Below are 14,395 nucleotides of genomic sequence, written 5' to 3' on the forward strand. Positions count from 1 at the left end.
CGCCCTATCGGTAGCCGCGCTTGAGCAGGAACTTCGCGCCCGCCGCGTAGCCCTCGGGGCTGAGCAGCCCGAACCCGAACGCGTCGGCGAGCCGGTCGGTGGTGTTGAAGGCGGCGCAGACCGCCAGGGCGTCCCGGACCTGCTCGGGCGACGCCCCGGCGTCCAGCACCTCCCGCACGTCACCGGCCCCGACCTCGCCGTCCCGCGTCAGCGTGCCGAGCATCCGCAGCGTCGCCCGCAGCGGCTCCTCGACCGGCGGCGCCTCCAGGTCGGCCAGCACCGCAGCGACCCGCGCCCCGTCCCCGTACGCCTGCGCCGCGGTCGCGGTGTGCGCGCCGACGCAGAACGCGGACCCGTTGACCTTCGACACGTACGCCGCCATCAGCTCCCGGTCGCCGACCGACCAGGCGGACGGCCCGCGCATCGCCTCGTGGGTGAACTCCTTGGCGAGCGCGCCGTAGAAGTCGGGCCGGTAGAACGTCACCTTCGCGGCGTCCGGCAGCGGACGGCCGGAGAATAGCCGGACGGCGGCGAACAGCAGCTTGGCGCCGGGGCGGTAGCCGCGGTTCAGGGCGTCAAGGCGCATGATCCGGCCTTTCGTCGGCGGTCGCTTCGGCCAGGGCCGCGAGCCCGGCCTCGTACATCCGGGAGGACCGGCCGACGGCGGCGCACACCACCAGCTCGAACAGCTCGTCCTCGGTGCAGCCGGACGCCTTCGCCGCGGCCAGGTCCGCCTCGGTGACCTGCGCCGGGCTGTCGGCGACCTTGCCGATCAGCGCGTCCAGCGGCGGCGCGAGCCCCTCGTTGCGGAACGCGCGCGCCCGCAGCTCCGCGGACGCCCTGCCGTCCCCGTGCAGCACGCGGTCGACCAGCGCGTCGTGCACCGCTCGCTTCCTGTCCTCGGCCGGCATGGCGCCCCCCTGTGCGGCTCGGGCCATCTGCCTACACCTCATAGACGATCGGCGCCCCCCGCATGTGACACGACCGCCCATCCACACCTACCCGACGCCTGCCCGGGCTAGCCGATCTCCAAGACGAGCTTGCCGCGCGCCCGCCCCGACAGGCTCAGCTCGGCGGCCGTCCGCCAGTCCTCCAGCGGGAACGCGCCGGCCACCGGAACCGAGAAGCGGCCTTCGGCCGCGAGCGCCGCGTACTCGCCGAGCACATGGTTGCTCACGACGCCCTCGCCGCCGGGTCCGCTGAACCGCACGCCGAGTTCCTTGGCCGCGTCGAAGTCGCTGACCGTCAGCACCTGCTCCGGCGCCCGGACGGTGCGCACGAGCGCGGGCAGCGCGCCGCCGACCGGCGCCGCGTCGAAGGCGAGGTCGACCGGCCCGCCCGCGAGCGCCGCCACGCGCTCGGCCATGCCGTCGCCGTACCCGGTGACCTCGGCGCCCGCGGACCGCAGCGCGGCGGCATAGGTCTCACCGGCGGTGGCGACGACCCGGGCCCCGCGCTGGAGCGCCATCTGCACCGCCGCGTACCCGACGGTGGATCCGGCGCCGTGCACGAGGACGGTCATGCCGTCGCGGACGCCCAGGGCGTCCAGGCCCCGGTAGGCCGTCTCGACCGCCATCGGCAGTGCGGCGGCGCCGGCCGGGTCGAGCCCCGCTGGCCGCGGGAACCATGTGTCGAGGAGCGCCTGCTCGGACGCGCCGGCGGTCGGTCCGGTGAAGGGCGCCGGGCCGAACACCGGGTCGCCGATCCCGGTGCCGGCCACGCCGTCGCCGACCGCGTCGACCGTGCCGGAGACCTCGAGCCCGACACCGCGCGGCAGGGCGCCGGGGAAGAGCCCGCCGCACAGCGCCCAGTCGGCCGGGGTCAGCCCGCACGCCTCGACGGTGACGCGGACCTGGCCGGGGCCGGGCACGGGCGGTTCGGCGTCGTCGAGCCTCAGGACGTCGAGCGCCGGGCCGTGCTCGTGGAAGCGAAGGGTGCGCATGGAACCTCCTCGGAAGTAGTGACAGCAGATGCTGTCGTCACTTTCCACGCTAGCAGAGTGATGACAGCATCTGCTGTCGCTATACTCGCGGGCATGGCACGCTGGGAGGGCGACACCCGGGGCCGCCTCGAACGGGCGGCCCTGGAGCTGTTCGACGAGCAGGGCTACGACCGGACGACGGTCGCGCAGATCGCGCGGCGCGCGAACCTCACCGAGCGGTCGTTCTACCGCTGGTTCAGCGACAAGCGCGAGGTGCTGTTCGGCGGCGATGAGCTCGAGGAGCGGTTCCTCGCCGCGATGGACGCCGTTCCGGCGGGCACCGGCGCGCTGCCGACGCTGCTGGCCGCGTTCGCCGCCGCGCCGGAGGTGCTCCGCCCCCGCGACTTCCTGGCGAGGCGGGCGGGGGTCATCGCGGCCAACCCGCCGCTGCGCGAGCGCGAGCTGATCAAGCTGGTCTCGCTGTCCGAGGCCCTCACCGCGGCCCTGGTCCGCCGCGGCTGCGAGCGGCGGACGGCGCGCCTCGCCACCGACGCCGGCCTCGCCGTCCTCCGCCTGGCGACCGAACGGTGGACGACCGACGAGGAGACCGACTTCGCCGAGGCCCTGCGGGCCGGCGCGGCGGACCTCCGCACCGTCATCACCGAAGCCGCCCCGCCCGACGCGTGATCATCTCCACGGCGTACGCCCGGCAGGGGCGCCACGTCCGGTCGAGAGCCGGAGATGTAGCGTGCGCTCCGTGAACGAACTGCGCTTCCGAGGCAAAGATCGGTACCGCCCGTCATGGCCGCACTTCGCGGCGCTGGGCCTCGGACTCGTCGTCGAGGGCGCTCTGACCTTCACCCGGCTCGGCCTCGCCGGCTCCTGCTGGCTGCTGGGCGGGACGGTCGCGCTCGTCGCGCTCGGCATCTCCCTGTCGCTCCGGAGCGAGACCACGGTCGGGGCCGCCGGAATCACCATCTCCTCGGGTATCGGGCGGAGCCGTTCCTACCCCTGGCAGGAGATCCGGTGGATCGACGTCCGCGAGACCGAGAGCCGGTACGGGCGGGTGCTCGCGGCCCGGATCACCCTCGCGGACGGGCGGCGCCGCACGCTGCCCGCGCTCCAGCACAGCCCCCGCTACCCCGATCCCGATTTCCGCGCGGACGTCCAGCGAGTGATCGACCGGTGGGAGGCGAGCACGGACCCGGCCGCGCGAGTCCGGCCGCCGGAACGGTTGCGGAACCGGGTGACGCCCGAAGCCGTCGGGCTCGTCCTGGGCGTGCTCATCACGATCGTCGTCGTGCTCGGCGTCACCATGGGGGGCTAGCCGGGGCGCCGGGTGCCGCGGACCGGACGCGGAGCGCCGGCAAGGACGCCTTCCCGCAGCACCTCTTCGTCCAGGCGACGATGACGCCTCCTGATCGTCGAGGCGCGGCGGGGCGCCGTCACGGGCGCGCCCCGCCGCGCGTCGGCGGGACGGTCAGCGGCGGTAGAGGTTGAACTTGTCCTCGCCGATGCGCTCGCGCAGCGCCGGGTCGTCGACGCCCTGGCCCTCGCCGGTGGCGCCGCACAGGACGGCGACCTTGCCGATGTGCTGGTTCGTCTGGACGGCGCGGGTCGCCTCGCCCGCCTCGTCCAGCGGGAACGACTTCGACAGCGTCGGGTGGATCATGCCGAGCGAGAACAGCCGGTTCACCTCGACGGCCTCGTGGTAGTTGAAGCCGTGCGAGCCGATGATGCTCTTCAGCCGCATCCACAGGAACCGGTTGTCGTACTCGTGCTTGTAGCCGGTCGACGAGCCGCAGGTGACGATCTTGCCGCCGCGCTTGGCGACGTAGACGGACGCGCCGAACGTCTCGCGGCCGAGGTACTCGAACACGATGCCGGGGTCCTCGCCGACGAGGCCGCGGATCGCCTCGCCGAGGATCCGGCCGGCCTTCGGGTTGCGCAGGCCCTGCTCGCCGAGGTTCAGGTCGTTGCGGTTGATGACGTGCTCGCAGCCCTGCGCGCGGACGATGTCCGCCTTCTCCTCGGAGGAGACGACGCCGACCGGGATGCCGCCGCCGTTGCGGACGAGCTGCGTCGCGAACGAGCCGAGCCCGCCGGTCGCGCCCCAGATCAGCACGACGTCGCCCTGCTTCATGCGGGCGCCGTGGGTGCCGACGAGCATCCGGTACGCGGTCGCGGCGCACAGCGTGTTGGAGCCCGCCTCCTCCCAAGTGAGGTGCGCGGGCTTCTTGATGAGCTGGTTCGCCTTGACGATGCAGTACTCGCCGAGCGACCCGAAGTTGGTCTCGAAGCCCCAGGCGAGCTGCGACTCCGACATCATGCCGTCGTCGTAGGAGCCGTGGTCCTCCTCGTCCACGTAGGACGGGGACAGGACGACCTTGTCGCCGACCTTCCAGCTCTTCACGCCGCTGCCGGTGCGGACGACGACGCCGGAGCCGTCGGAGCCGAGGATGTGGTACGGCAGGTCGTGGCGGGCGCCGTACCAGCCCTGCCGGCCGAACTTCTCCAGGAACGCGAACGTCGGCACCGGCTCGAAGATCGCCGACCAGACCGTGTTGAAGTTGATCGCCGCCGCCATCACCGCGACCACGCACTCGTCGGGCGCCAGCTCGGGCATGTCGACCTCGCCGACGTGCAGGGACTTGCGCACGTCCTTGTCGGTCTGCCCGTCGAAGATGCCGACCTCGTCCTTGCGGGTGAACGCGGCGCGGAACCGGGTCGGCAGGTCGATCTCCTGCAGCTCGGGTCCGCTCGCTCCGGACCGGACGGCGTCGAGCAGGTCGTGGGCCATGGGTGTCCTCCGTGGAACGACGGGTGGGGGGCGCGGCCCTCAGCGGGCCAGAGTTGACCGTGCCGCGGTCCGGGCGCGGCCGGACGCGTCCGCGTCCCGGCCGTCCGCGGGCCGCCGGGTGGCGCCGTCCGCGCCCGCGGCGCGTCCGGCGAGCCGGCCCTCCAGGTGCGCGGCGAGGATCTCCACGCCCGGCGGGTCCAGCAGGTTCAGGTGGTGCACCCCGGGGATCGTGACGATCTCCAGGTCGGAGCAGAGCCCGCCGAAACCGTTGGTTCCGTCGAGCACGTAACGCGCGTCGCGCACCGCCCAGGGGGTCTCTTCGGGCGCGTAGTAGAGGATGACCCGGCCGTCGTAGGGCTCGGGCCGGTACGCCTCCAGGGATCGGGTGTCCTGGTGAGACGTGAGCTGGTGGGTGAGGGCCGCGGGCGGGATGTAGTCCACCAGCGGCGCCGCCCGCTCCATGACCAGCGCGAACTGCGCCTCCTCGTCCAGCCCGGACAGCTCGTCGTAGGTGAGCGTGACGTCCAGGCCGTACGTCTCGTTGATGTAGTCGGCGAACGCGGAGAACCGGCGGGCGAGGGTGTCGGACTCGTCGTCCACCGGGAGGGGGATGCCCGCGTCGAACAGCGCGACGAACTCGACCTCGCGTCCGGCCGCGCGGAGCTGCCGGGCGGTCTCGTAGGCGAGGACGCCGCCGAACGACCAGCCGCCGAGCCGGAACGCGCCCTCGGGCTGCGCTTCGAGCAGGTGCTGGACGTAGCGGGCGGCGCGCTCCTCGACGGACGGCGCGTCCTCGAACCGCTCCAGGCCGTAGACGGGCTGGTCGTCGCCGAGCAGGTCGATGAGCTGCCGGTAGCAGGCGGTGGTGCCGCCGGCGGGGTGCGCGATGAAGATCGGCCGGCGGTCCCCGGTCGGCTTGAGCGGCCGGACGGTCTGCCGGGCGGCCTCCTCGTCGGCGGCCCGGATGACCTCGGCGACGTTCTCCGCGGTCGGCACCTCGAACAGCTCGCCGCGCGTCACCTCGCCGCCCAGTTCGGCGGCGACCATCGCGACGACCCGGTCGGCCTGGTGCTCCTGCCCGCCGAGGTCGGCGAAGAAGTCGGCGGTGACGCCGACGCGGTCGAGGCCGAGGACGTCCTCGAAGATCCGGACGGCGAGGCGCTCGGCGGCGTCGCGCGGCATCACGTAGCCGGACTCGGCGTTCGACACCGCGCTCGACGCGGCCGGGGCGGCGGCGCCGGCGAGGCCCAGCTCGCCGGACGCCCACTCCTCGAACACGTGCACGCTCGCGCCCTGCAGCAGCACGGACGGCGGGACGGTCAGCCCGAGGTCGTGCTCGACGCCGCTCTTGATCCGGACGGCGACGAGCGAGTCCAGGCCGAGGTCGGTGAGCGGGACGGCCGGGTCGAGGCGCTCGGGGTCGAACCCGAGGACGGACGCGATCCGGTACCGGATCCGCGCGGCGATCAGCGCGCGGGCCTCGGCGGGGTCGAGCTCCTTGAGCGCGTCGACACCGGGCCAGTCGCCCGCGTCGTCGGCGCCGCGCTCGGCGGCGGCCTCGGTCAGCGCCGCGAAGTACGGCATGGCGCGGATCTCGGGGAACAGCTCGACGGCCGTGACGGGGTCGAACCGCAGCACGCCCGTCGCGGCCAGGCCGTGCGCGAGGACCGCTTCGAGGGCCTCGGCGCCCTCCTCGGGGCTGATCGGGTCGATGACGGTCACCGCGGTCTCGGCGGCGCCGCCGACGCGCGACCACGTGCCCCAGTTGATCGTGGTGCCGGGGCGGCCGTGCGCCCGCCGGTACGCGGTGAGCGCGTCGATCGCCGCGTTCGCCGCCGCGTAGGCGGCCTGGCCGGGCGAGCCGAGCAGCGCGGCCGCCGACGAGTGCACGGCGAACCAGTCGAGGTCCGCGTCCCAGGTGGCGTCGCTCAGCCGCCTGGCGCCCTCGACCTTCGCCGTCCACACCCTGTGGAGATCCTCGGCGCCGAGGTCGGCGATCAGCCGGTCGTCGATCGCGCCGGCGCCGTGCACGACGCCGCGCAGCGCCAGGCCGCCCTCCCGGGCGGCCTCGACGAGGCGCTCGGCGGTGCCGGGCGCGGCGATGTCGCCGAGGACGACGCCGACGTCCACGCCGCTCTCCCGCAGCTTCGCGATCACCTTCTCGGCGTCGGCGCCGGGACCGGACCGGCCGGACAGCACGATGCGCCCGGCGCCGCGCTCGGCCAGCAGCCGCGCGGTGACCAGGCCGATCCCGCCGTACCCGCCGGTGATGACGTAGGCGCCGCCGCGCCGGACGATCTTCTTGGGCTTCGCGTCCCCGGCCGGGAGGGCGGCCTGCGCGAGGCGCGCGACGTACCGCCTCCCGCCGCGCCAGGCGACCTCGCGGGCGTCGCCGCCGCCGAGCAGCTCGCCGACGAGGTCCGCGGGGCGGTCGACGTCCACGAGCGTCGCCCGCTGGACGGTCCGCTCGAACGCCAGGACGCGGGTCAGCGCGGCGGCGAACCCGTGCCCGGGCTCGCCGGCCTCGCCGTCCAGGACGGGGACGGCGCGGTGCGTCGCGACGTACAGGCGCGGGCCGTCGGGCAGCGAGCGGCTCGTCTCCGCGATGGCCAGCACGAGGTCCTCGTCGAGGAGGTCGGCGGACGGGACGAGGACGACGCCCTCCACCCCGGACGCGTCGCCGAGGTCGGCGAGGTCGCGGCGGACGGCGCGGCGGCCGCGCTCCTCCAGCCGGGCGGCGGTCGCCGCGGCGAGCGCGTCGCCGTCCTCGGCGAGGATCAGCCAGGCGCCGTCACCCTCGCCGGGCTCAGGGGCCTCGGACTCGTCCCACACCAGCTCGACCAGCTTGTCCGCGACGGGGACGGGGACGTCGTGGCGCTCGGTGCGGCGCAGCACGATGCCGGTCGCCTCCACGAGGACCTCGCCGTCCGCGCCGAGCAGCAGCACGGAACCGGTCATCTCGCCGTCGTCCTCGGCCGCCGCCGCGCGGACGTGCCCGCCGCGATGCGCGGGCCCGTGCACGCGCAGGCTGCCGATCGTCTCGGCGAGCCAGACGCCGCCGCCCGCGACCGCCGCCGCCTCCGCCGACAGCGCGGCCAGGCAGCGGTCGAACACCTCGGGGTGCAGCCGGTAGTGCCGCGACCCGCGCTCGGCGCCCGCGACCTCGGTCGCCGCGCCGTGCTCCGGCGCGGGGGCGGGACGGGCGTCCTCGCCGACGTCCGCGCTGGCCAGCCGCGCCCACGTGCCCGCGGGCGTCAGCGCGTGCACCTCGACGCGCTGCTCGGCCTCGGCGAACGTCGTCGTGACGGTCGTGTGCTCGGCGAGCGCGAGCGGGCGCTCTATCCACAGGCTGTTGACACGGACCGCGTCGGTGCCGAGCGCCGTCGCGCCCGCCGCGAGCGCCATCTCCGCGAACGCCGCGACCGGCAGCGCGGGCAGGCCGTGCACGGTGAGACCGGACAGCCACGGCTGCGCGTCCAGGCCGACGTCGGCGCGCCAGGCGTGCCGGTCCTCGCCGGGCAGCTCGACGTGCGCGCCGAGCAGCGGATGCTCGTCGCGGCCGCCGCGGTTGCGCGTGGACAGGTCGACCCAGTGGCGCTTGTGCCGCCACGGCGACTGCGGGACGTCCACGATCCGGCCGTCCGCGGGCGGCGCGACGGCGAGGCCGTGCGCGGCGAGCGTCGCGAGCTGCGCGTGGAACGCCAGGGTGTCGTCTGTTTCCTGGCCCTTCGGCGCGCGCTTCAGCGTGTGCGTGACCAGGGCGCCGCTGCCGCCGAGCGTCTCGCCGACCGCGTGCGCGAGGATCGGGTGCGCGTTGACCTCGACGAACGTCCGGAACCCGTCCTCGGCCGCCGCCGACACCGCGTCCGTCAGCCGGACCGGGTTGCGCAGGTTCGCCGCCCAATAGTCGACGTCCAGGCGGGCGTCCGCGCCGTCGAACGCGCGCGGGTCGGGCAGCGCCGTCGTGTAGAGCCTGATGCCGTCCGCGAGCGGCGTGCCGGGTTCGAGACCGACCTCGGCGAGCTGCTCGCGCAGGTCGGGCAGCAGCGGGTCGACCTGCGGGGAGTGCCCGGCGCCCTCCGCCTGCACCATGCGGGCGAGGCGGCCCTCCGCCTCCGCGCGCTTCACGACCTCCGCGACCTGGTCGGCGTCGCCCGTCACGACCGTCTGCTTCGGCGACGAGTGCACCGCCGCGTACACCTCGGGCAGCCCGTCCGCCAGCCGCTCGACCTCCTGCGCGGACGCGCCGAGCACCGCCATCGCGCCGCCGCCGACCAGCCGCGTCAGCAGCTTCGACCGCCGCACGATCACCCGCACGCCGTCCTGCGGGGTGAGCGCGCCCGCGACGACCGCCGCCGCGACCTCGCCCATCGAATGCCCGATCACCGCGCCCGGCACGACGCCGTACGACGCCCACATCCGCGCCAGGCCGAGCTGGATCGCGAACAGCACCGGCATCGTGTCGGCCGGCCCGTCCGGCTTGCGGCCCTCCTCGAGCAGCGACCACAGGTCCGGGCCGCCCTCCTCGGCGAACAGGCCGTCCAGGTCGTCGATCGCCTCGGCGAACGCCGGCTCCTCCTCCAGCAGCCGCTGCGCCATGCCCGCGCGCTGCGCGCCGTACCCGGAGAACACCCAGACCGGACGTCCCGGGACGCCGAGCGCCGACCCCGTCACCACGCCGGGGTGCGGGCGCCCCTCCGCGAGCGCCTTCAGGCCCTCGACCAGGCCGGCGCGGTCGCGGGCCGACACCGCCGCGCGGGACCGTCCCCGGCCGCCGCGCCGGTGCAGCGTCCGCGCCACGTCGGCGAGCTTCACGTCATCGCGGTCCGCGACCCACTCCGCGAGGAGCGCGGCGTGGTCGCGGACGCGGTCGTCGCTCGTGTCCGACAGCGGGAACGTCCGCACCACCGCCGGCCGGCTCACGACCTCCTGCGCCGGAGCCTCCTCCAGCAGCACGTGCGCGTTCGTCCCGCCGAACCCGAAACCGGACACGCCCGCCCGCGCCGGGTGGCTCCGCTCCGGCCACGGCGTCTCGTCCGCGACCACCCGGAGCCGCAGCTCGTCGAACGGGATGTGCGGGTTCGGCTCCTTGTAGTGCGCGCTCGCCGGGATCACCTTGTGGTGCAGCGCCAGGACGGTCTTGATCAGCCCCGCGACGCCCGCCGCCGACTCCATGTGGCCGAGGTTGCTCTTCGCGGACCCGATCAGCAGCGGCTCGTCCGCCGCCCGGCCCGCGCCCAGCACCTCCCCGACGGCCTTCGCCTCGATCGGGTCGCCGAGGAACGTGCCCGTCCCGTGCGCCTCGACGTAGTCGACCTCGGTGGTCTCCACTCCCACCGCCGCGTACACGTCCCGCAGCAGCGCCCGCTGCGCGTCCGAGTTCGGCGCCACCAGGCCGTTGGACCGCCCGTCGGAGTTGACGCCCGAGCCCTTGATCACCGCGAGGACCCGGTCGCCGTCGCGGACCGCGTCCGACAGCCGCTTCAGCACCACCGCGCCGCAGCCCTCCGCGCGGACCATCCCGTCCGCCGACGCGTCGAACGCCTTGCAGTGCCCGTCCCTGGCCGTCGCGTCCGCCAGGTCGAACGTCATCGTCACCGTCGGCGACAGCAGCACGTTCACGCCGCCCGCGAGGGCCACGTCCGCCTCGCCGCTGCGCAGCGCCTGCACCGCCAGGTGCGTCGACACCAGCGACGACGAGCACGCCGTGTCGACGATCATGCTCGGGCCGCGCAGGTCCAGCAGGTACGACAGCCGGTTCGCGATGATGCTCAGCGCCGCGCCCGTCGCCGTGAACGGCTCCAGCGACGCCAGGTCCGACGCGGTGAACGCCGCGTACTCCGGCGCCGAGACGCCCACGAACACCCCGGTGCGGCTGCCGCGCAGCGACGCCGGTCCGATCCCCGCGTGCTCGAACGCCTCCCACGCCACCTCGAGGACGAGGCGCTGCTGCGGGTCCATCACCGCCGCCTCGCGCGGCGTGATCCCGAAGAACTGCGCGTCGAACTCCGCCACGTCGTCCAGGAACCCGCCGAGCCGCGTCGTCCTCGCCAGCAGGTCGCCGACCTCGGGGGACCCGTCGTCGAACGCGTCCCAGCGGCCGTCCGGCACCTCCCGGATCGCGTCGCCCCGGCCCGTCAGGAACCGCCAGTACTCCGCCGGCCCGGTCAGGTCGCGGTCACCGCCGGGGAACCGGCAGCCGATCCCGACCACCGCGATCGGCTCGTCGTCCCGGGCCTGCGCCCGGGCCGGCACCGCCGCCGGCTCCGCCTCGGCGGCGTCGGCGCCGCCCGCCAGCGCGCGGGAGAGCTTGCTGATCGTCGGGTGCTCCCACACCAGCGTCGCGGGAAGGGCCCGGCCCAGCATCTGCTCGAGGTCGCCCGCGATCGCCACCGCGTCCCGCGATGCCAGCCCGAACTCCTCCAGGGGACGGTCCGGGTCGACCTCGGCCTCGGCGATCCTGGAGCGCCGCGCGATCTGCTCGATGAGGTGCCGGCGAATCGCGTCCTCGCCGATCCGTGGGTCGCCCTCCGCGTTGTCCCGCGCGGCTCCGGAACGATCGTTGCTCTGCATGCGGTGGGTTCCCCCCATGAAACCGGGATCGTTCATCGAAGCGGAGGGACCACTTTGTCCTACGGTGACCGGCTCACGATGCGCATCCAGACCACTTTTCTCCCCGGCCACTTGTCACGGTGATGACAAGACTCGGCAGTAACCAATGTGGCCTGATGGGATAGTTGAGGGACTCTGCCCTAACCGTGGGCCGAGTGACCGGATGCCAACCAATAGTAACAATAGCCACGAACGCTTTTAGGGGGAAGCGGCGGATTTCCCGGCGGCACGGGACCCCCGCCGCAGGATCAGGTGACCCGGGGCCGATACCGATGGGCGCTGGCGGTGGTGGCCGTCAGCGCGTTCATGACCACCATGGACAACACGGTGGTCTTCACCGCGCTGCCCAGGATCATGGCCGACCTCGGCATGTCGTCCTCCGCCAAGGACTGGGTCGCCACCGGCTACATCCTCATGTTCTCCTGCCTGATGATCACCGGCGGGCGGCTCACCGACCTCTACGGCTGCCGCGTCACCTTCACCACCGGAATGATCGTCTTCACCTCCGCCTCGGCGGTCTGCGGCCTCGCCCACACCTCCGAGGTGCTCATCCTCGCCCGCATCGTCCAGGGCGGCGGCGCCGCGCTCGTCCTTCCCGCCACGCAGGTCATGGTCACCGTCGGGCGCAACGACAAGCAGCGCTCCATCGGGAACATCGTCTTCATCGGCGCCGCGTCCAGCGCCACCGCGCTCGGCCCCACCATCGGCGGCATCATCGTCGAGCACTTCCACTGGGGCTGGATCTTCCTCATCAACATCGTCCCCGGAATCCTCGTCATCCTGCTCGGCGCGGTCGTCCTCACCGGCCGCAGCAAGAACCCGCACGCCCGCATCGACCTGCCCGGCGTGCTGATCTCCGCGACGATGCTGTTCGCCTTCATCTACGGCCTGGAGGACGGCAACAAGCACGGCTGGGCGGACCCGTCCGTCCTCAGCACCTTCGCGCTCGGCGGCATCGCGCTCGTGTGCTTCATCGTCGTCGAGAGCTGGGCCCCCGACCCGATGATCGACCTGCGGTTCTTCCGGAACCGCGTCTTCTCCGGCGGGCTGGTCTCGCAGATGCTCTACGGCATCGGCTTCAACGGCATGATGTTCTACTCCCAGCCGTTCCTGCAGCGCTTCCTCGGCTTCTCGCCGCCCGAGGCCGGGCTCGTCATGCTGCCCCCCGCCCTCACGATCATGGTGCTGACCCCGGTCGCGTTCCTCCTCGCCACCAAGATCGGCCCCCGCCCGGCCATCGGCGCCGGCATGGCGCTGATGGGCGTCGGCATGATCCTGTTCTCCACCCTCGAGATCGGCGACGGGTACGCGGACCTCATGCCGGGGGTCCTCCTCGTCGGCGTCGGCGCCGCCCTCGCCATGCCGCTCGTCATGTACGTCCTCAAGGCCGTGCCCGAGAAGCGCGCCGGCGTCGCCAGCGGCGTCATCAACGTCATCCGCGAGGCGTCCGGCGCGTTCGGCATCGCCATCGTCGGCCTGCTCATCCAGACCGTCCCCGACGAGGGCGCGAGCGCCCGGGCCCTCGAATCCTTCCGGCACGGCACCTCCTCCGGGCTCGCCCTCGGCGCCGCCCTCGTCCTCATCGGCGGCGTCATCAGCGCCCTCACCCTGCCCAGCCGGCGCGGCTGGACCGGCCCCAAGCACGGCAAGCAGGCCCCCCTCGTCGCCGAACCCGCCGCCGCCCGTCCCGAACCCGCCCTCGCGACGGCCACCGCCACCGCCACCGCGACCCCCCGCGACCCGCTCCCCGTCGTCCCGGGCCCGGACCCCGTCGGCGCCGTCCCGTCCGCCGACCCCGTCCCCCTCAGGACGGAAACGGATCCCATGGCCGCACCGCGCACCCCCGGCCCGCACTGGTGGAGCGACACCCCCGACGACGACGCGCCCGCCACCTGGCGCCCCACCCCGCCGGACGCGACGTCCCCCTGGCAGGACTGGGCCGACACCGCCATCCCCACCTGGACCACCCCCGCCGAGGAGCCCCCGCCGCCGCCCACCAGCAAGTGGTTCGACGACGAGTCCGCCGCCCGCTCCCGCGGCACCCTCCCGCCCGACGACGACCCCCTCGCCACGCTCCCCGACCGCTGGACCCCGGGCGGCTCCCCCCTCACCGCCCCCACGCCCAGCTCGGAGCCCATAGCCCACGCCCTCCTCCAAGAACTGGCGTCCCGCGGCAAGAGCCCCTCGACCACCGGAACCCCGCCCCCCGAACCGAGCGTTCCAGAGCCCGCGACCCCCGAATCGCCGGAGGCGGCCCTCCCCGACGGCGAGCCTCCGGCCCCCCTCACCCCTGGCCCCGAGACCGCCGCCCCCGAGGACGACGGCACGGCCCCCATCGACGGCACCCCAGCACCGGCCGCCGACACCCCCGTCCAACCAGTGGACGCCGAGCACGACCCGGCACTCAGGACGTCACATCCGGAGACCGTGAACGTCGAGCCGGCGGCGCCCCGGACGCAGGCCCCCGCCCCGACGACGACCGCGAGGTCAGAGGCACCCGACCCCCAGGACGATGGCGAGGCGCCGCCGAACCGGGCCGCCTCGCGCGAGACCGCACGTCCGCGCGGCGACCAGCACGTCAACGGGCCCACCGCACCGCCACCACCGGTCACCTCGAACCAGGACGGCACCGACCCTCTCGGCGCGACGACGACCGCTGAAGAGCAGGCCGGCGGGCACGGCGACGCCGGGCCGCCGCCGGTTGCGGCGAGCTTGGAGGGCGCCGACCCGCTCGACGAGCGACGCGGTCCCGGCGAGGCCGTGACGCCTGCCGTGCAGGGCTCCGAGACCGGCGGCGCCGGGCGGGCCACCGAGGACGAGCCTCATGAGGCGGGTGTTCTGGGCGGGGAGCCCGGGGACGCCTGGGTGGCCGGACGCGGAGGCGCGGCGGCCGCGGCAGGACCCGACGGGGACGGGGCGGTCGCCGAGGAGGTTCCGGAGGTCGGCGGGCCGGGGTGGCCTCCGCCGCCGCCGGACGGATGGCTGTACACGCCGTACGTGCCCGAGGACGACGACCCGTCCGGCGAGCCGTCGGTCAGTCCGCGTAGCGACGCCTGGTAGGG

8 protein-coding genes are annotated in these 14,395 nt (G+C 74.5%); 3 read left to right on the forward strand and 5 right to left on the reverse strand.

Annotated features, from left to right (window positions below):
• Nucleotides 1–4: 4 nt before the first annotated feature.
• The 3 genes from ABT299_RS12455 to ABT299_RS12465 all read right to left on the reverse strand — a co-directional run bounded on the left by ABT299_RS12455 (nucleotide 5) and on the right by ABT299_RS12465 (nucleotide 1,942).
• Complete coding sequence (locus ABT299_RS12455) at nucleotides 5–586, reverse strand: carboxymuconolactone decarboxylase family protein (RefSeq protein WP_500250761.1); 582 nt, start codon at nucleotides 584–586, stop codon at nucleotides 5–7.
• A complete protein-coding gene (locus ABT299_RS12460) occupies nucleotides 576–911 on the reverse strand; it encodes a hypothetical protein (RefSeq protein ID WP_500250762.1) in 336 nt (111 codons plus the stop codon). Before ABT299_RS12460 ends, ABT299_RS12455 begins: the two co-directional genes overlap by 11 nt.
• 107 nt (nucleotides 912–1,018) lie before the next feature.
• Nucleotides 1,019–1,942, reverse strand: coding sequence for an NADP-dependent oxidoreductase (locus ABT299_RS12465; RefSeq protein WP_500250763.1), 924 nt, complete (start codon nucleotides 1,940–1,942; stop codon nucleotides 1,019–1,021).
• Between the two features lie 93 nt (nucleotides 1,943–2,035).
• On the opposite strand from ABT299_RS12465, the gene ABT299_RS12470 reads away from it, so the two are divergent.
• Both ABT299_RS12470 and ABT299_RS12475 read left to right on the forward strand, forming a co-directional pair.
• On the forward strand, nucleotides 2,036–2,608 hold the full coding sequence (locus tag ABT299_RS12470; RefSeq protein ID WP_500250764.1) for a TetR/AcrR family transcriptional regulator: 573 nt from the start codon (nucleotides 2,036–2,038) through the stop codon (nucleotides 2,606–2,608).
• 70 nt (nucleotides 2,609–2,678) lie between these two features.
• A complete protein-coding gene (locus ABT299_RS12475) occupies nucleotides 2,679–3,248 on the forward strand; it encodes a PH domain-containing protein (RefSeq protein ID WP_190865464.1) in 570 nt (189 codons plus the stop codon).
• Between the two features lie 153 nt (nucleotides 3,249–3,401).
• Here ABT299_RS12475 and ccrA read toward each other — a convergent pair whose 3' ends face one another.
• Both ccrA and ABT299_RS12485 read right to left on the reverse strand, forming a co-directional pair.
• Nucleotides 3,402–4,721 carry a crotonyl-CoA carboxylase/reductase gene (gene ccrA, locus ABT299_RS12480; protein WP_190865466.1) on the reverse strand — a complete coding sequence of 440 codons (1,320 nt, stop codon included), beginning with the start codon at nucleotides 4,719–4,721 and terminating at the stop codon, nucleotides 3,402–3,404.
• 39 nt (nucleotides 4,722–4,760) lie between these two features.
• On the reverse strand, nucleotides 4,761–11,294 hold the full coding sequence (locus tag ABT299_RS12485; RefSeq protein ID WP_500250765.1) for an SDR family NAD(P)-dependent oxidoreductase: 6,534 nt from the start codon (nucleotides 11,292–11,294) through the stop codon (nucleotides 4,761–4,763).
• A gap of 291 nt (nucleotides 11,295–11,585) precedes the next feature.
• Between ABT299_RS12485 and ABT299_RS12490 the strand changes: the two genes are divergently transcribed.
• Complete coding sequence (locus ABT299_RS12490; protein WP_500250766.1) at nucleotides 11,586–14,393, forward strand: MDR family MFS transporter; 2,808 nt, start codon at nucleotides 11,586–11,588, stop codon at nucleotides 14,391–14,393.
• Nucleotides 14,394–14,395 lie beyond the last annotated feature (2 nt).

The sequence above is a fragment of the Spirillospora sp. NPDC000708 genome (assembly GCF_040299565.1).
In the GTDB taxonomy this organism is placed as follows: Bacteria; Actinomycetota; Actinomycetes; order Streptosporangiales; family Streptosporangiaceae; genus Spirillospora.